This window comes from Streptomyces sp. NPDC044033 (assembly GCF_056434425.1).
The window spans coordinates 857,389-874,634 of the sequence record NZ_JBWKFF010000001.1 but is presented as its reverse complement, the minus strand read 5'-3'; the positions used below and the strand labels follow the sequence as shown (position 1 = coordinate 874,634).

General features: G+C 74.6%; 14 protein-coding genes and 1 tRNA gene. 6 read left to right on the top strand and 9 right to left on the bottom strand.

Annotated features, from left to right (window positions below; all coding sequences use genetic code 11):
* Positions 1 to 3: 3 nt before the first annotated feature.
* The 3 genes from AC07AB_RS03890 (at position 4) to AC07AB_RS03880 (ending at position 2,610) form a co-directional block, all read left to right on the top strand.
* Entirely contained in the window at positions 4 to 1,449 is a 1,446-nt protein-coding gene (locus tag AC07AB_RS03890) for a sensor histidine kinase (protein WP_478559473.1), read from the top strand.
* 452 nt (positions 1,450 to 1,901) lie between these two features.
* Positions 1,902 to 2,504 carry a response regulator transcription factor gene (locus tag AC07AB_RS03885; RefSeq protein ID WP_478559747.1) on the top strand — a complete coding sequence of 201 codons (603 nt, stop codon included), beginning with the start codon at positions 1,902 to 1,904 and terminating at the stop codon, positions 2,502 to 2,504.
* 33 nt (positions 2,505 to 2,537) lie between these two features.
* Positions 2,538 to 2,610, top strand: a tRNA-Gly gene (locus AC07AB_RS03880).
* Between the two features lie 46 nt (positions 2,611 to 2,656).
* Here AC07AB_RS03880 and AC07AB_RS03875 read toward each other — a convergent pair.
* Together AC07AB_RS03875 and AC07AB_RS03870 are read right to left on the bottom strand one after the other, a co-directional pair.
* Positions 2,657 to 4,150, bottom strand: a complete 1,494-nt coding sequence (locus AC07AB_RS03875) for an ATP-binding protein (RefSeq protein ID WP_478559744.1) — start codon at positions 4,148 to 4,150, stop codon at positions 2,657 to 2,659.
* A gap of 65 nt (positions 4,151 to 4,215) precedes the next feature.
* Positions 4,216 to 4,941, bottom strand: a complete 726-nt coding sequence (locus AC07AB_RS03870) for a response regulator transcription factor (protein ID WP_478559470.1) — start codon at positions 4,939 to 4,941, stop codon at positions 4,216 to 4,218.
* Between the two features lie 91 nt (positions 4,942 to 5,032).
* On the opposite strand from AC07AB_RS03870, the gene AC07AB_RS03865 reads away from it, so the two are divergent.
* Both AC07AB_RS03865 and AC07AB_RS03860 read left to right on the top strand, forming a co-directional pair.
* Entirely contained in the window at positions 5,033 to 6,238 is a 1,206-nt protein-coding gene (locus AC07AB_RS03865; protein WP_478559467.1) for a UDP-N-acetylglucosamine--N-acetylmuramyl-(pentapeptide) pyrophosphoryl-undecaprenol N-acetylglucosamine transferase, read from the top strand.
* Positions 6,235 to 7,233 (top strand): SDR family NAD(P)-dependent oxidoreductase, encoded by a 999-nt coding sequence (locus AC07AB_RS03860; protein ID WP_478559464.1) that lies wholly within the window; start codon positions 6,235 to 6,237, stop codon positions 7,231 to 7,233. The genes AC07AB_RS03865 and AC07AB_RS03860 overlap by 4 nt, the downstream gene beginning before the upstream one ends.
* 149 nt (positions 7,234 to 7,382) lie before the next feature.
* Here AC07AB_RS03860 and AC07AB_RS03855 read toward each other — a convergent pair whose 3' ends face one another.
* The 4 genes from AC07AB_RS03855 to AC07AB_RS03840 all read right to left on the bottom strand — a co-directional run bounded on the left by AC07AB_RS03855 (position 7,383) and on the right by AC07AB_RS03840 (position 10,481).
* Positions 7,383 to 7,775, bottom strand: coding sequence for a type II toxin-antitoxin system VapC family toxin (locus AC07AB_RS03855; RefSeq protein ID WP_478559461.1), 393 nt, complete (start codon positions 7,773 to 7,775; stop codon positions 7,383 to 7,385).
* Entirely contained in the window at positions 7,772 to 8,044 is a 273-nt protein-coding gene (locus tag AC07AB_RS03850) for a hypothetical protein (protein WP_478559458.1), read from the bottom strand. The genes AC07AB_RS03855 and AC07AB_RS03850 overlap by 4 nt, the downstream gene beginning before the upstream one ends.
* 80 nt (positions 8,045 to 8,124) lie before the next feature.
* On the bottom strand, positions 8,125 to 9,024 hold the full coding sequence (locus tag AC07AB_RS03845) for a phosphoribosylaminoimidazolesuccinocarboxamide synthase (RefSeq protein ID WP_478559455.1): 900 nt from the start codon (positions 9,022 to 9,024) through the stop codon (positions 8,125 to 8,127).
* Positions 9,025 to 9,065: 41 nt separating this feature from the next.
* Positions 9,066 to 10,481, bottom strand: a complete 1,416-nt coding sequence (locus AC07AB_RS03840; protein ID WP_478559452.1) for an MFS transporter — start codon at positions 10,479 to 10,481, stop codon at positions 9,066 to 9,068.
* Positions 10,482 to 10,582: 101 nt separating this feature from the next.
* Between AC07AB_RS03840 and AC07AB_RS03835 the strand changes: the two genes are divergently transcribed.
* Entirely contained in the window at positions 10,583 to 11,497 is a 915-nt protein-coding gene (locus AC07AB_RS03835) for a LysR family transcriptional regulator (RefSeq protein WP_478559449.1), read from the top strand.
* Between the two features lie 114 nt (positions 11,498 to 11,611).
* On the opposite strand, the gene AC07AB_RS03830 is transcribed toward AC07AB_RS03835, so the two are convergent.
* The 3 genes from AC07AB_RS03830 to purD form a co-directional block, all read right to left on the bottom strand.
* Positions 11,612 to 13,099 carry a N,N-dimethylformamidase beta subunit family domain-containing protein gene (locus AC07AB_RS03830; protein ID WP_478559446.1) on the bottom strand — a complete coding sequence of 496 codons (1,488 nt, stop codon included), beginning with the start codon at positions 13,097 to 13,099 and terminating at the stop codon, positions 11,612 to 11,614.
* Positions 13,100 to 13,333: 234 nt separating this feature from the next.
* Positions 13,334 to 15,382, bottom strand: a complete 2,049-nt coding sequence (locus AC07AB_RS03825) for a hypothetical protein (RefSeq protein WP_478559443.1) — start codon at positions 15,380 to 15,382, stop codon at positions 13,334 to 13,336.
* A 410-nt stretch (positions 15,383 to 15,792) separates the two neighbouring features.
* Positions 15,793 to 17,061, bottom strand: coding sequence for a phosphoribosylamine--glycine ligase (gene purD / locus AC07AB_RS03820; protein WP_478559440.1), 1,269 nt, complete (start codon positions 17,059 to 17,061; stop codon positions 15,793 to 15,795).
* Positions 17,062 to 17,246: the final 185 nt, after the last annotated feature.

Sequence of the window (17,246 nt, the reverse complement as noted above, 5' to 3'; positions counted from 1 at the left end):
CACATGTTCGGACGGGGAAAGCAGCGGGTGCGGTGGCGGGACCGGTCCAAGGTCTCGAAGGTCGACCGCTACACGCGGTGGACGCTGTACGGCCTCCCGTGGCTCTTCTTCGTGCTGGGCGCCCTCTCGCTGGTCGCCGAGACCGAGCAGCCCGTGCTGACGGGGGCGCTGATCGCGCTGGGCGCCGTCCATTGCCTGTTCGGGGTCGGCCTGACCCGGCGGGCGCTCGCCCGCTATCTCGGCCAGGGCGACGCCCCATGGCGGCTGCTGGCCGGCCACGCGGTCCTGCTGCTGGGAACGCTGGCCGTCCTGGTGGCGCTCACCGCGCACGGCGAGCCCCAGCACCCGACCGGCGGCGGGTGGGTGCCGATCGCGAGCCTGCTGCCGGTCGCCGGGGCGGCGAGCCTGCTCGTGCGGCTGCGCACGTACGTCATCGGCTGCGCCGTGGCGTCGCTGCTGGCGCCCGTGGCCTTCATTCCGAGCGGCGTCGACCGGGCGGGCCTGATGGCGATGGGGATCGTCGTCTTCGTGTTGGGGCTGTGGGTGGCCGCCGTGGTGCGCACTTCCGGGTGGCATCTGTCCGTGGTGTGGGAGCTGGAGGGCGCGCGCGACGCCCAGGCGCGGCTGGCGGTCGCGGAGGAGCGGCTGCGGTTCGGGCGGGACATGCACGACGTGATGGGCCGCAACCTCGCGGTGATCGCCCTCAAGAGCGAGCTGGCGGTGCGGCTCGCGCGGCGCGGTTCGCCCGCCGCGCTGGACGAGATGACCGAGGTGCAGCGGATCGCCCGGGAGTCCCAGCGGGAGGTCCGGGACGTGGTGCGCGGCTACCGGGAGGCCGATCTGCACACGGAGCTGGCGGGCGCGCGGAGCGTGCTGGCCGCCGCCGGGATCGACTGCCGGGTCGACATGGACGCCGTGGGGGCGGCGGCCGGCGCGCGGGCCGAGGCGGAGTACGGCAATGGGGCCGGAGGCGGGGGCGCGCTGCCTGCGGCGGTGCAGGCGGCGCTGGGCTGGGTCGTACGGGAGGGCACGACGAATGTGCTGCGCCATGCCGAGGCGTCGCACTGTGCGGTGCGGGTGTCGGTGGCGTACGGGGCCGACGGGGGCGCGGCGGTGCTGGTGATGGACAACGACGGAGTGGTGGCGGGGGGCGCGTCCAACGGGGGCGGCTCGGGGCTGAACGGATTGCGGGAGCGCCTCGCGGCGCTCGACGGCACGGTGGTGGCCGAGCAGCGGCCGGGGGGCTCGTTCCGGCTGACGGCACGGGTGCCGTTGGCCGCGGGAGCGGCGGACCGGGAGGACGGCGGGGGGACGGCCGCACCGCCTTCGGGCTCCTCGGTGGAGCCGTCGGGCCGCCGTCGCTCCCTCCGGGGCGTGGCTCGCGGGCTGCCCCGGCCCGGCGGGCGGGGCGCCGCGGCGGCAGGCCGTGCGGCGAAGGGGGCGCCGTAGGAAGAGGGTGACGGGGCGGAAGGGGCAGCGGGGGCAGCGGGGGCAGGAGCAGGGAACGGCGCGGACGGCCGGGCAGGCCGGAGGGCCGTCGGGCGGTGGGAGGAGAGCGGGTCATGGAAGAGAACGGGTCGGCTGAGCACGCGGCGGCTGAGCACGCGGCGGCTGAGGACGGATCGGCTGAGGGGACGCCGGTCGCCGGGTCGGGCGCGGGGGCGGGGGCGGGCGGCGGAGTGAGCGACGGCTCGGGGACGGGCGGTGGGGTGAGCGACGGCTTGGGAACGGGCGGTGGGGTGAGCGGCCGCTCGGGGACGGGCGGCGGAGTGAGCGGCCGCTCGGGGACGGGCGGCGGAGTGAGCGGCCGCTCGGGGACGGGCGGCGGAGTGAGCGGCCGCTCGGGAGCGGGCGCGGGGTCGGCTGAGGGGGCGGCCGACGGATCGGCTGAGGGGGCGGTCATCCGCGTTCTGCTCGCCGACGACGAGCATCTGATCCGGGGGGCGTTGGCCGCGCTGCTGCGGCTGGAGGACGATCTGCGGGTCGTCGCCGAGGCCGCGACCGGGCCGGAGGCGGTGGCCATGGCGCGGGCGCACCGACCGGATGTGGCGGTGCTGGATCTCCAGATGCCGGGGGCGGACGGTGTGAAGGTCGCCACATCGCTGCGGAGCGAACTGCCCGCCTGCCGCACCATGATCGTGACGAGCCATGGGCGGCCCGGCCATCTGAAGCGGGCGCTGGAGGCGGGGGTGCGGGGGTTCGTACCCAAGACCGTGTCGGCGCAGCGGCTGGCCGAGATCATCCGCACGGTGCACGCCGGAAGCCGTTATGTGGACCCGGAATTGGCGGCTGACGCCATCAGCTCCGGGGCTTCGCCGCTGACCGCTCGGGAGGCGGAGCTGCTGGAGCTGGCGGAGAACGGGGCGCCGATCGCGGAGATCGCCGAGCGGGCCGGGCTGACGCAGGGAACCGTCCGCAATTACCTCTCGGCCGCCGCCGCGAAACTGGGTGCGGAGAACCGTCATGCCGCGGCGCGCGCGGCGCGCGCTCAGGGTTGGCTATAGTTGGTCCCGCACCGCACGCACAGCGCGGCGCACGCGGACGTAGCTCAGTTGGTAGAGCACCACCTTGCCAAGGTGGATGTCGCGAGTTCGAGTCTCGTCGTCCGCTCAGAAGTGAAGGCCCCAGCCGTTCAGCGGCTGGGGCCTTCGGCGTTTTACGACGGGCCCCCCGACGGGTCCCCCGGCAGGTTTCCGGGGAAGCGCAGGCGGAACCGGGCGCCGCCCCCTTCGGCCTGTTCGGCGGTGAGTTCCGCGCCGTGCGCGCGGGCGATCTGGCGGGCCATGGCGAGTCCGAGGCCGGAGCCGGGGAGCGCGCGGGCCTGACGGGAGCGGTAGAAGCGGTCGAAGACGTACGGGAGGTCCTCGGCGGCGATGCCGCGGCCGTGGTCGCGGACGGTGAGATCGAGGCCGCCGCCGTACGAGCCGGTGAGCGCGACCTCCACCGCGCCGTGCGGCGGGCTGAACTTGGCCGCGTTGTCGAGGAGGTTGGAGATCAGCCGCGCGAGGCGGGCGGGGACGCCGGGGACGGTGCCCGTGTACGTACCCCCGCTCACGCCCGTACGCCCGCTCGCGCCCGTACCCGCGCTCATGCCCGTACCCGCGCTCGCGCCCGTCCCCCTGTCCAGGCCCGCGACCGTCACCGTCACCGTGAACGCCGTGTCCGGCCAGTGCTCGCGGGCCTGCTCGACGCAGCGTTCCGCGAGGCGGTCCAGGCGGACCTGTTCGACGAGCGGCTGCGGCTCCTCGTCGCGGGCCAGCTCGATGAGGTCGTTGACCAGGCCGGTGACCTCGCGGAGCTGGCGGCCGAGCGCGCCCGCGGCCCGGTCGCGCTGGGTGTCGGAGAGCCGTTCGGAGCGGGCGAGGAGTTCGGCGTTGGTGCGCAGTGCCGTGAGCGGGGTGCGCAGCTCGTGGGAGGCGTCGGCGACGAGGCGGCGCTGGGCGGCCACCGACTGCTCCAGCTCGCCGAGCATGGTGTTGAAGCTGGTGGCGAGGCGGGTGATCTCGTCCTGGCGGCGGGCTTCGTAGGGGGCGAGTTCGATGCGGTGGGCGGGGTCGCGGGTGGCGGCGATGCGTTCGGCGGTGGCGGTGAGGCGGGTGACGGGGCGCAGGGCCGTACGGGAGGCGAAGTAGCCGAGCCCCGCGGCGAGCAGCACCCCCGCGCCGCCAACCGCGCCGAGCAGCAGCCCCGCCTGCCGGACGCCCTTCTCGACGATGTCGGAGCGGATCGCCACCTGGAGCGCGCGGTCGTTCTTGGTGGGGGTGGTGAGCATCCGCAGCGGGTGGCCCTGGTGGGTGGTGTCGCTGTAGTACGCGCCGCGGGCCCCCGCGGCGACCTGCCGGGTGGCCTCGGTGACGGGCAGGGCCAGGCTCTTCTCGCCGGACGCGGCGGGTTTCCCGGGGTCGGCGGGGACGATCTGGGCGCAGGCGGGGGCGGAGAGCCAGCGGCAGTCGCTCTGGAGCGCGCCGTTCTTGCCGCTCCAGTCCTCCTGTTTGATCAGCGTGGACTGCTGGGTGAGCTGGAGGTCCAGCTGCCGTACGAGCTCGTAGCGGATGACGACGTAGGCGGCGGCGAGCACGCCGAGCGCGACGAGGGCGACGGCGGCGGAGGTGACGAGGGCGAGGCGGGTGCGCAGCGGGGTGCGGCCCAGCGGATTGCGGCTCAGCGGATTGCGCGGCGGGCGGCGGCTCAGCGCGGTGCGCCGGTGGCCGCCGCTCACCGTTCGGCCAGCAGGTAGCCGATGCCGTGCACGGTGTGGACGAGGCGGGGCGCGCCGTCCGCCTCCAGTTTGCGGCGCAGGTAACCGATGTACACGGCAAGGGAGTTGGAGTCGGGTCCGAAGTCCGTTCCCCAGACGAGCTGTTGGATCGTCTCGCGGGGCAGCACCTGCCCGGGGTGGCGCAGCAGGACTTCGAGCAGGGTGAATTCGGTGCGGGTGAAGTCGATGCGGTTGCCGCCCCGGCGGCCGGTGCGGGTGACGGGGTCGACGGTGAGGTCGGCGAAGGCCAACTCGGCCTCCTCCTGCGGCGGCAGGGCGGCGGTGGCGCGGCGCAGCAGGGCGCGCAGCCGGGCGAAGAGCTCGCCCAGCGCGAAGGGCTTGACGAGGTAGTCGTCGGCCCCGGCGTCGAGGCCCGCGACGCGGTCGGAGACGGCGTCGCGGGCGGTGAGCACGAGTACGGGCGTACGGTCGCCCATCTCGCGCAGCCGGCGGCAGACGGCGAGGCCGTCGAGTACGGGCATCGCGAGGTCGAGGACGATGGCGGCGGGCGGCGCGGCGGCGATGGCGGAGAGGGCTTCGAGGCCGTCGGCGGCGGAGCGGACCGCATACCCTTCGACGGTGAGTCCGTCGACGACGGCGGCCAGCACCTCGGGGTCGTCGTCCACGGCGAGGATGTCGGGTTCGACGGCCGCGCCGTCGGCCGGCGGCTGCGCGACGGGCATGGGCGGGGCCTCTCACGTGGGTGCTTTTCCACGCATACCTTGGCAGAACCGTTCTTAAAACACTCTTAGAGCGGCTCGCGACGCTGCTCCCATGGCTACAGCACACGACACCCAGGGGCCTCGCGGCCCGCTCTCGGTGATCGTCGGGGCGGGCGGCACCGGCGGGCACATCTACCCGGGGCTGGCCGTCGCCGACGCGATCCGGCGGGCCGAGCCGGATGCCGTGATCAGCTTCATCGGCACCGAACGGGGGCTGGAGACCCGGCTGATCCCGGCGGCCGGATACCGGCTGCACACCGTCGACATGATCCCCTTCGACTCCTCGATCGGCTCCCGCCGCTTCCTGCTCCCGGCGGATCTGCTGCGCTCCGGGCGGCAGGCCCGGCAGCTGATCGAGGCGCAGGGCGCACAGGTCGTCGTCGGCATGGGCGGCTATCCGAGCGCGCCCGCCGTGCTCGGGGCGCGGCTGGCCGGGCGGCCCTCGCTCGTCCATGAGTCCAACGCGGTGCCGGGGCGCGCGAACCGGTTCGCGACGGCGCTGACCCGCAATGTGGCGCTGGCCTTCGACCGCAGCCGCGAACATCTCTCCACACGGGCCGCGCTGGCCGCCGAGACGGTCGGGATGCCGCTGGTGGGGGCGGTGGCCGGGCTGGACCGGGCGGCGCTGCGCGCCGAGGCGCGGGCGGAGTTCGGGGTGCCGGACGGCGCGCGGCTGGTGCTGTTCAACGGCGGCAGCCTGGGCGCCGCGCGGCTGACGGAGGCCGCGGTGGAGCTGGCGCGGCGGTGGCGGTTCCGGCCGGACGTACGGCTGGTGATCAAGACCGGGCCGACGACGCTGGACGAGGTGCGGGCGCGGCTCGTCGCGGACGGCTGCGCCGAGGTGGCGCGGGCCGTCGGCTATCTGGACCGGATGGATCTCGCTTACGCGGCGGCCGACCTGGTGGTGTGCCGGGCGGGTTCGGCGACGGTCGCCGAGCTGTCGAGCGTACGGATGCCGGCCGTCCTCGTCCCGTATCCGCACGCGCCGCACGACCACCAGACGCACAACGCGCGGGTGCTCTCCGACACGGGCGCGGGGCTGCTGCTGCCGGACGGCGAGACGAGCGGCGCGCGCCTCGCCGAGCTGATCGAACCGCTGCTGGCCGATCCGGCGCGGCTGGCCGCGATGGGCGCGGCGGCGGACCCGGGCACGCACGCGCGGGCCGCCGACCTGATGGCGCAGTGGGTGCGGCGGCTGGCGGGGCGCACCGCGCCCACCGACCTTCCTTATCCGACCCCTGAGAGGACACACGCATGAACGAGAGCATCTGGGCCGGTCGTACGGTCCTGGTCACCGGCGCCGAGGGCTTCATCGGTTCGGCCCTCGTCGACCTGCTGGTCGAGCGCGGCGCGCGAGTGCGGGCGCTCGTGCACTACAAGCCGTACGCCGAGCGCGGGCATCTCGCGCGCTACTTCGCGGCGGACTCCCCCGTCGAGATGCTGGCGGGCGACGTCCGGGACGCGGGGCGGGTGATGGACGCGGTCGCCGGGTGCGACACGGTCTTCCACCTCGCGGCGCTGATCGGGATTCCGTACAGCTATGAGGCGCCCGAGGCGTATGTGCAGACCAATGTGGTCGGCACACAGAACGTCGCCGCGGCCTGCCGGCGGCACGGCGTGCGGCGGATGGTGCACACCTCGACCAGTGAGGTGTACGGGACCGCGCTGACCGCCCCGATCAGCGAATCGCACCCGTTGCAGCCGCAGTCGCCGTACTCCGCCTCGAAGATCGGCGCGGACATGATGGCGCTGTCGTACGCGCACGCCTTCGAGCTGCCGGTGACGGTGGTGCGCCCGTTCAATACGTACGGGCCGCGGCAGTCCGCGCGCGCCGTCATCCCCACCATCCTGGCCCAACTGCACTCCGGGGCCGAGAAGATCAGGCTCGGCTCGACGACGCCGACCCGCGACTTCACCTATGTCACCGACACCGCCGAGGGGTTCCTGGCGATGGCCGAGTGCGACCGGGCGATCGGGCACGCCGTCAACCTGGGCACGGGCCGCGAGATCTCCATCGGGGACCTCGCCCAGTCGCTGATCAAGGCGTCGGGGCGGGACGCCGAGGTCGTCGTGGACGCCGGGCGGCTGCGGCCGGGCGGGAGCGAGGTGGAGCGGCTGCTCTCGGACAACTCCCGTGCCCGTCAGTGGGCGGGGTGGGAGCCCCGGGTGGACCTGGAGGAGGGGCTGGCGCGGACGTCCGACTGGGTGCGGGACAACCTTCGGCTGTTCGCGGCGGACCGCTACCAGGTGTGACATTGCCGCGGGGCGGGGCGGCGCTTTCAGGGCTCCGCCTCGGCCCCCGGTCCTCGGACTCCCCCGGCCACCGCTGGGAGGCGCCCCCGGACGGGCCGGTTGGCGTGCTCCTCGCGTGGAAAGGCAGGCCGGAATGGGCCCGCACCGCGTCAGATCTTGAGTACGCGGATGCCGGGGCCGCACAGCGTGCGGAGATCCTCGGGGTCCGAGGTCAGGACGGCCGCTGGTGCGGGTGAGGCGAGTGCGGTGGCGGCGACGATCGCGTCGAGTGCGTATTTGTGGCCGTGCACCCCGGCTTCGGCGAGGAGTCTGCTCGCCTGCCGGGCAATGGCCTCGGTGGGCGGGATGATGTTGACGCGGGAGGCGGCGTAGTCGAAACGGGCCTGGTCGGTCCGGGGGTCGCGGGCCTCGACGAGGGTGACGGAGCTGATGACGACGCGAACGTCCTCCGCCTCGGCGGCGGCCAGCCATTCGGTGAGGTCGGTCGTGCGGCGCACCAGCTTGGACAGTCCCTCACCGTTCAGGACGAGCGTGCCGCTCACGCGGGGTCGGCCGAGTCGGCCTTGTTGCCGCGTAGGATCGCGCGCTTGGCCTCGACGGCGGCCTGGTCGACGGGGCCGTGTCCGGCTTCCGCGTCTTCGATGAGCTCGCGCAGGCGGTCCCGTTCCAGCTGGCGCTGGATGAGCGATTCGACGTAGGCGGACATGCCCCGCCTGCCGGTGTGGGCCTTGAGAGCCACGATGGTGCCCTCGTGGAGCGAGACGGAGACCGGGCGGACGGGGCCTTCGCCGGGAGCCGGGGAGATAGCCATGGCAGCAGTTTGACAAAACTCTTGTTATTGGGTTGGCGACACTGCGCCCCGGGGACCGTCCGGCGCCCGGGGCGCGGGCGCTACGCCCAGGGTGTGCCCGTCAGCCGTTCGTACGCCTCCACGTACTTGGCGCGGGTCTGCTCCACCGTCTCCGGCGGGAGCGGGGGCGGCGGTTGTTCGCTGTGGCGGTCCCAGCCGGAGGCGGGGGAGGTCAGCCAGTCGCGGACGAACTGCTTGTCGAAGGACGCCTGCGGGCGGCCCGGTTCCCACTGGTCGGCGGGCCAGAAGCGGGACGAGTCCGGGGTCAGCGCCTCGTCCGCGAGGACCAGTCGGTCCCCGTCGAAGCCGAACTCGAACTTCGTGTCGGCGAGGATGATCCCCCGCTCGCGGGCGATGTCACGGGCGCGCGTGTATACGGCGAGCGTGGTCTGGCGGAGCTGGGCCGCCGTCTCCGGGCCCACCTGCCGGGCCACTTCCTCGTAACTGACGTTCTCGTCGTGCTCGCCGACCGCGGCCTTGGTGGCCGGGGTGAAGATCGGCGACGGCAGCTCGGACCCGTCGACCAGCCCCTCGGGCAGGGCGAGCCCGCAGACCGTACGGGTCTCCCGGTACTCCACCAGGCCGGAACCGGTGAGGTAGCCGCGCGCCACGCACTCGACCTGCACCATGTCCAGGGACTTGCAGACGAGCGTGCGGCCCTCCCAGTCGGCGGGCGCGCCCGCCGGGAGCTCCGTCGACAGGACGTGGTCGGGCACCAGGTCCGCGAGCTTGTCGAACCACCACAGGGAGAGCTGCGTGAGCACCCGCCCCTTGTCGGGGATCTCGGTGGGCAGCACCCAGTCAAAGGCGGAGGTGCGGTCGCTCGCGACCATCACCAGCTCGCCGCGTTCGTTGCGGTAGAGGTCGCGGACCTTTCCGGTGTGCAGATGCACAAGACCCGGCACCTCTACGGGATCGGGCTTCTCGACGAATCCGGACACGCGTCCTCCCGGTGGGTTGCTCCAAGGGCCCCGATTCTTCCCTACTCTGCCGCACGCCTCCCCGCGAGGGTCACTCCGATGCCCGTGACGGCCGCCAGGCACGCGGCGGCGAGGAGGATCAGGGCGGGGTCGAAGGCTCCGCTGAGGAGCGTGAATACGTACGGGGCGAAGAAGCCCAGGTAGGCGAGAACCCAGAAGCGGGAGGTGAGCCGGGCCAGCCCGCCGGGGGGCGCGAGCAGCGCGACCTCGGTGAGCCCGTACGTCACGCAGAGCCCGTAGCCGGCGCCGATCAGCGCGGCGGCGACCAGCGCGACGGCGGGGTCGGCGTGTGCGGCCGCGAACGCCGCGATGAACAGGCCGACGGCCACGGCCAGCATCCCGGCGATGGCCGTCGCCACCCGGTGGCGGGCCGCGAGGCGGCGCGCGAGCGGCTGCACGAGCAGCCCGCTGCCGGGCGTGACGGCGGTGGCGACCCCCGCGTAGACGGTCTGCCAGCCGTCCAGGCCCCCGTCGACGAGCCCCGGCAGGGTGGCGAAGGCGAGCGTGGGCGCGGCGAACACCCAGGGGGCGACCGGCACGACGAGCGTCAGGAAGCGCGAACGGACGGGACCCATGTCGGGGGCTGGGGCCTGGGTGGCCGGGACCGGTGCCTGAGCGGCGGGAGCCGGTGCCTGAGCGGCCGGGACCGGTGCCTGAGCGGCCGGGACCGGTGCCTGAGCGGCCGGGACCGGTGCCTGAGCGGCCGGGACCGGTGTCTGAGCGGCCGGGACCAGCGCCTGAGCGGCCGGGGCCGGCGCGGCGCCCGTCGTCTCCGGCGAGCGGAACGCGGCCGCCGCCGCGACCGCCGACAGCACCAGGTGCGGCACGTACGCCGTCAGCATCGGATTCGGCGCCCACTCGGCGAGGAAGGACGCGGCGAGGCCGCCCGTCGCGAAGCCCGCCGAGAGGAAGAGCCCCGAGCGGCGGGCGGCGGCGCCCGGCGCGGAGGCGGTGTCGTGCGGCGGCGAGGACAGCTCCTTGATCCACACGCTGCCCGCCGTGAGCAGCACCCCCGCCCCCAGACCGGTCAGGAAGCGCCCCGGCCACAGCAGCCACACGGCCGTCGAGCCCGCCATCAGCGTGCAGGTCGCGACCGCGGAGAGCGCGAGCGCGCTCAGCGCGACCCGGCGGCGGCCGAGCCTGTCGGCCGCCGGGCTGCCGAGCAGCAGGCCGGGGATGAGACCGACGACGTACACGGCGAAGAGGCCGGTGGTCGCGGCCGTGGACAGACCCAGCTCGGAGCGGTACGCGCCGAGCAGCGCCGAGAACTGGTTGGCGCTCCAGCCGGACGCGGTCATGACCCAGCCCGCGCGCAGCCAGTCGCGACGGTCGCGGGGGCGGGAATGGTGGTGGGCCGGGGCTATTCGGCCGGCCTCCGTGTCGGCCTCGGCGGTCAGGTGGTCTGCGGGCATGCTCATGGCCGCATTTCTACGGGCCGTACGGGCCCGTGCGCACCAGCCGTTCAGGGATCGTGAACGAGGTTTCCCGGTCGCCCCGCGCCCCGCATATCGTGGAGGGCATGGATCTCCGTCGGCTGTCCTCCTTCCTGGCGGTGGTCGAGGAAGGACACTTCGGACGGGCCGCGGCGCGGCTCTTCCTCTCCCCGGCCGCCGTCACCGGCCATGTGCAGCAGCTCGAACGCGACATCGGCACGCACCTCCTGCACCGCGCCCCCGTCGCCCCCACCGCCGCCGGCGAGCGGCTGGCCGGGCACGCCCGTACGCTCCTGGCCGCCGCCAACGCCGCCGTCGACGACGTCATGGAGATCGCGCGGGGCCGCGAGGAGGGCCGGCCGCTGCGCGTCGGCGTCATGGGCCACGGCTCCGCCGAGGTGACCCCGGCCGCCGTGAACGCCTTCCGGCGGGCCCGGCCCGAGACACCGGTGACGCTCGTGCAGCTGAACTTCACGGAGCACTCCAGCGCCCTGAACGAGGACCGGGTGGACGTCGCCTTCGTACGGCCCGTACCGGACGACGACCGGATCGCCGTGGACGTGCTGACCACGGAGCAGCGGATCGTGGGGGTCTCGGCGGCCTCCCCGCTCGCGGACGCCGCGGGCACCGGAGTGCATCTCGCGGACGTGCTCGACCTGCCGTTCCTGCGGCTGCCGAGCCATACGCCGCAGCCCTTCACCGACTATCTGTACTTCGCGGAGACGCGCGGCGGCGACGCGCCCCGGCGGAGCCCGGACTACGCGCTGACCCCGCAGGACGTGCTCACCAGCGTGGCGTCGGGGCGCGGCGCGGGCTCCGGTCTGAAGTCCTTCGCGCGCTACTACCCGTGGCCCGGGACGGTGTACGTGCCGGTGCTGGACGCGCCGTGGGCGCACAGCGTGCTGGCGACACGCGCCGGGGACAGCGACCCGGAAGTGCGCATCTTCCGGGCGCTGACGGTGGCGCTGGCGCGCGAGCTGGGGCCGCGGACGGCCCGGTAGGCCCGGCAGGTCCTGACGGCCCGGCAGCCCCGGCAGCCCCGGCAGGCCGCGGACCGCCCGGCAGGCCCCTGCCCGATCCCCGGACAAGGGCCCCGAGGCCCGCACCGCACAGCCTCAGTCCCGCTTGCAGATCCGGTCGAGGAGATTGGCCGTGGCCCGCTGGATGCGGGGGTCGACATGGCCGGGGCGGTCCAGCGCCGGGGACCAGGCGAACGTGCCCGAGGCGAAGACGAGAGCGCCGCTGGGCGCGCGGTACAGCGAGGTCTCCTGATACCGCGTGCTGCCCTCGCTGTCCTCGTACGGGGAGTGGGCGAGGAGGATGCGACGGGTGTGCTCGGGCAGGGCGGTCCGGGGGTAGTAGCGGTCGGCCTCGCCCGCCACCATGCCCGGCAGCTCCTCGCCCTCCCCCGCGCCCACCGCCTCCCACAGCCAGTGCCCGGCGTTGCGCACGACCATGGGCGCGGGCTCCGGGACGCGGCCCGCGTACTGGATGCCCAGCAACTGCTGCTCCGGGGCGGCGACCTCGCGCCACAGGGCGGGGCGGCCGGGGCCGCGGCGCTTGCGGCAGGTCAGCAGGCGGTCGGCGGTACCGGCCGGCGAGGAGGCCAGCTCCACCTGCCAGTACATGGTGTTGGCGGAGAGGAAGACCAGCGACGTGCCGGAGTCGCGCGCCGCCTCGACGGTGCGGCGCATGGGCGCGGACCAGTACTCGTCGTGGCCGGGGAAGACCAGGCCGCGGTAGCGGGAGGCGTCGACGCGGCCGGCGTGCAGATCGCGGGTGTCGGCGTACGCGAGGTCGTAGCCGTACCGCTCGGCCCAGCGGATGAAGTCGTAGGCGTGCCCCACGTGGAGGGGCAGCCCCGCACCGGCGTACGGGCGGTCGAAGGAGACGGTGACCGCGGCGTCCTCCTCGCCGAGGAGGCGGCCGTCCCCGTCCCAGGCGTGGTAGAGGCTGGCGCCCGTATGGCCGTCCTCGGGGTAGAGGTTGTACGCCTGCCAGGTGATGTCGGGGAGGACGAGCAGCAGGTCGGCGGGGCGATCGTCGCGGACCGTGAAAGGGATGTGGCTGCGGTGGCCGTCGAGGGTGGTGAGCACGGCGACGTACGCGCCGAGGTTCCAGTAGGTGGGGATCTGGAGCCGCCAGGAGAGCCACCAGTGGTGGCAGGAGACGGTCCGGTCGGCGGCGAGCGGGGGCAGCTGGACGATGCCCGACAGCCGCGGACTCGTGGTGATCTTCTTGGCGCCGTCGCCGCTGTAGTGCCCGATGCGGTAGATGTCCACGCTGAACTGCTGGGGCGGGTCCACGGTGATGCGGAAGTCGATGGCGTCGCCCGGCGCGGCCGAGCCCGTGGACGCGAAGCCCTTGATCTGGCGGTGGACGTCGTCCGCCATGCGCGGGCCCCGGGTCCGCGGGGCCGGGATTTTGGCCCCGCCGCCGGACGGGCCGCGCTCCACGTCCACGTACCAGGGGATGATCTGGCCGGTGTCGTCGAAATAGTGCTCGCTCCCGCGCAGCCAGGGCACCGGGCCCTGGCCGAAGGGGTCCGAGACCGCGTGCGCCAGCGCCCCCGACTCCCATCGGCGGATCTGCTCCGTTCCCACGTGCGTCCCCTCCTTGCCTCTCGCCGCGTCCCCGCCGTGCTGCCCCGCTGCCTCGCTCACTGTGCTGTCGCGACGTTCCGTTTCGGCCGTGCCGGCCCCGGTCTTCGAAGGCAACGAGGCCCCAGCACATCACATAACGCACTCATATCGTCACCGCTTGTCGCTATTTTCCCGGCGGGTCGACTGCCGACCGATGGCCGCGCCGACCGCTGGATACCCCTGGGTTCCCCGGTTTCACACCAGCCGGACAGGCTTCTCCGGACGTACCCCGACCTCTCCGAGCCATCCGCGCAGCGGCCCGTCGTCGCCGTCCTCGACGAGGCTGAGAACAGGCCCGGCCAGATCGGTCCGGCGTGCGCCGCCGAACAGCAGCGCCGGCCCGTCCAGCCAGTCCAGGCCGGGCACCGCGCCCGCGGAGTCCATGGCCGCGCAGCACACCATCGCGGTGACGTGGTCGGTCAGCAGCTCACGGCCGGTGCGCGGCGGCTGCAGCGGGAAGGGCGGCGCGAGGCCGTCCAGCCACGGGTCGTCCGCCACCCGGTCGCCCGGTCCGCACTCGCGCTGGGCCGCCTCCTGCTGGGCGGCCTCCTCGCGCGCGACCTCGGCGGTGAGCCAGGTCGCCAGCCCGTCGCCGACGTCCGCACCGCCATCGGCGGAGGTGAGCCGCGCGATGACGCGGGCCAGCGTCGGCGCGGCCGGGGGCCCGGCGTCGGCCGGGACCCCCGCACGGTCCGTGGAGCCGCCCGCGCCGTCCGTACGCCCCACCGGGCTGTCGGCAGCAGCCGCGGGTAGTCCGTCCGTACGGGCCCGGGTACGAGCCTGTGTACGCGCCTCCGTACGGGCCTCCTGGGCACACGCCCCTGTACGGGCGCCCCCCGGCCCACCGACCGCCCCATGCGCAGCGGCCCCATTCGCGGCAGCCCCATCCGCGACGGCGGCATCGGTCGCGGCGGCGGCATCCGTTACGGCGGCGTCCGGGGGTGACGGGCTGTCCGGCGGGGTGACGTCGTCCAGGGCCCGGTGGAGGCGGGCGGCCTCCTGGCGCCATTTGCGGTCGACGACCTCCTCCGGATACTGGCCCCAGGCGACCGGGGACCAGTCCGGGCCCGGCTCCGGCGGACCGCCGTGAAAGAGCCGGGCGGCGAGCAGCGAGGTGGCCTCGTCGATGAGGCCGGGCTCCTCCAGCAGGTCGCACGCGGGGCGCTCGCCGAGCCGGGTGGTGAACCCGTCGGCGAGGCGGTCGCGGCGCGACAGCTCGGTGAGCGCGGCGACGACGCCCGCGTCCAGCCGGGACGGCCAGCGGCCCATCCGCCACGCGGGCAGCGCCACCCGGGTCAGCAGCCGGTCCCAGCCCGCGTAGGCGAGCCCGACCTGTTCCTGGGCGACGATCCGCAGCCCGTAGTCCACGCCCTGGGCGCGCTCGGAGGCGGCCGCGGCGACGCCCCGCTCCATCTCGGCGGCGTGCACCCGGCATGAGCGCAGCAGCAGCCGGGCGACCCATCCCACGAAGGCCAGCGCGGGCCTGCGCACGACGGCGAGCACGGCGGCGGCCGGTCCGGTCGCCGCGCCCCGCCCGTCTCCCGCGCCGACCGCGACGGCCGCGTCCAGTCCGCGCACGAACCGGCGGGCCGCGGCTATGTCCGGATTGGCGGAGGGCCCGGTGCCGGCGACGACGGGCGCGAGCAGCGCCCGCAGCTCGGCGACGCGCATCCACCACAGGAACGGCGAGCCGACGACCAGCACGGGCGCTTCTGCCTTCCGGGCCTCCGGGCCGCCCTGGCCGGTCTGGCCGGCCTGACCCGCCTGGCCGACTTGCCTGGCCTGCCTCGCCTGCCCGGCCTGTCCGAAGCGGCGGCGCGAGCGCCGGCCCCGCGGACCGTGCGCCGGGTGCGTACGGTCCTCCAGCCAGCTGTCGCAGTCCGGCGTCAGGGCTATCGCCGAGGGGGCCGGGACGTCGAGCCGGTCGGCGAGGTCGCGGACGAGGCGGTAGAGGTCGGGGGCGGTCTCCTCCGGCACGGGGACGGTGGGGCTGTACGCGGGCCGGGCCCGTACGACCACCGCGGCGACGCCCGCGGCCAGCACCAGCACGACGGCGGCGACGCCGACCACCGTCCAGCGCACCGCGTCCCAGCTGTCGCCGATACGGCCCATGGCGCTGCCCGCGAGCAGCACGACGGCGGCGGCCGCGGGGAGCAGCGCGACGGCCAGCGCGGCGCTGCGGATGCGCAGTACGGCGAGTGCCCTGCCGCGCGCCGCCTGGGCTCCTGCTTCCGGACCTGCCACGAGACCGATCACCCCCTGCTGCCTGCACTGACGGTGGGTGTACGCGGGCGTGCGCCGACGGCGACGCCCACGTGCCCACTCTGGCACCGGCCACTGACAACGCAATGCCGGTGGGCCAGTTGCCGGATGGCAGCTGGCTTGCGCCGCACCCTAGTTGGGGGTGGGCCGCGCGTCAGCAGGACGGGAGAGCGGTCACTCGATGGAATGGCTTTGGGTAAAGAACCTGTACTTCGGAGTAGGAAGGCCGCAGGGGGTGGCCAACAACCCCGGAACGGAGCGTTCCACCGGCGGCGGTCCGCCACGGCCCGCCACGGCCCCGAAGCCCGCACCTACGCGGTACGGACCCGCCTCAGCCCCTGGCAGCAGCCAGTCCGTGACGGCAACCGCCTCAGCCTGTGGCAGGAGCCGCCTCAGTCCGTCGAAGCAGCCGACTCGGCAGCCCGCGCCGCGATGTCCGTCCGGTGGTGCGAGCCGTCCAGGCGCAGCCGCGAGACGGCCTCGTACGCGCGGGTACGGGCCTCGCCCAGGTCGGCGCCGGAGGCCGTGACGGACAGGACGCGCCCGCCCGCGCTCACCACCCGGCCGGAATCGTCCCGCTTGGTGCCCGCGTGCAGCACGTACGCGTGCGGGGCGTCCTGCTCGGCGACGTCGGACAGGCCCTCGATCGCGTCGCCGGTGCGCGGGGTCCCCGGGTAGTTGTGCGAGGCGACGACCACCGTGACGGCCGCGCCCTCGCTCCAGCGCAGTTCGGGGAACGTCGCCAACTCCCCGGTGGCGGCGGCGTGCAGCAGCCCGGCCAGCGGAGTCTTGAGGCGGGCGAGGACGACCTGGGTCTCCGGGTCGCCGAAGCGGGCGTTGAACTCGATGACCCGCACGCCCCGCGAAGTGATCGCGAGCCCCGCGTAGAGCAGCCCGGAGAACGGCGTGCCCCGGCGGCGCAGCTCGTCCACGGTGGGCTGGAGGACCGTCTCAAGGACCTCGTCGACCAGCTTCGGGTCGGTCCACGGCAGCGGCGAGTACGCGCCCATGCCGCCCGTGTTGGGCCCCTCGTCCCCGTCGAGCGCGCGCTTGAAGTCCTGGGCGGGCTGGAGCGGCACGACCGTCTCGCCGTCCGTGACGGCGAAGAGCGAGACCTCCGGGCCGTCGAGGAACTCCTCGATGACGACCCGCTCGCAGGCCAGCGCGTGGGCGCGGGCCTCCTCGACGTCGTCGGTGACGACGACGCCCTTGCCGGCGGCCAGGCCGTCGTCCTTGACGACGTACGGCGCGCCGAAGGCGTCGAGCGCGGCGTCGACCTCCGCCGGGCCGGCGCAGACGTAGCTGCGCGCGGTGGGCACCTCCGCGGCGGCCATCACGTCCTTCGCGAACGCCTTGGAGCCCTCCAGCCGCGCGGCCTCGGCCGAGGGGCCGAAGGCCGCGATGCCGCGGTCCCGGACCGCGTCCGCGACGCCCGCCACCAGCGGCGCCTCGGGGCCCACCACCACGAGGTCGGCCCGGAGCGCGAGGGCGAGGTCCGCGACGGCCGCGCCGTCGAGGGCATCCACGGGGTGCACCGTCGCGACCTGGGCGATCCCGGCGTTGCCGGGGGCGCAGTGCAGAGCGGTGACGTCGGGGTCGAGCGAGAGAGAGCGGCACAGGGCATGTTCGCGGGCGCCGCCGCCGATGACGAGGACCTTCACGGGGTGCAGCCTACGGGAACGCCGATTCGGTCACCGCGCGCACTCTTTCGGGTGAGGGGAGTCCGCGGCCTATACCCGATACCGCGCCACTTCCGGTGGGAGATTCATCGATCTTGGGCTCAAGGCAAGCCGTTCGGCGGTAGGAATGGGGGCCTGCGCGTCAGTCGCCAGCCGTCAAGTCGTCA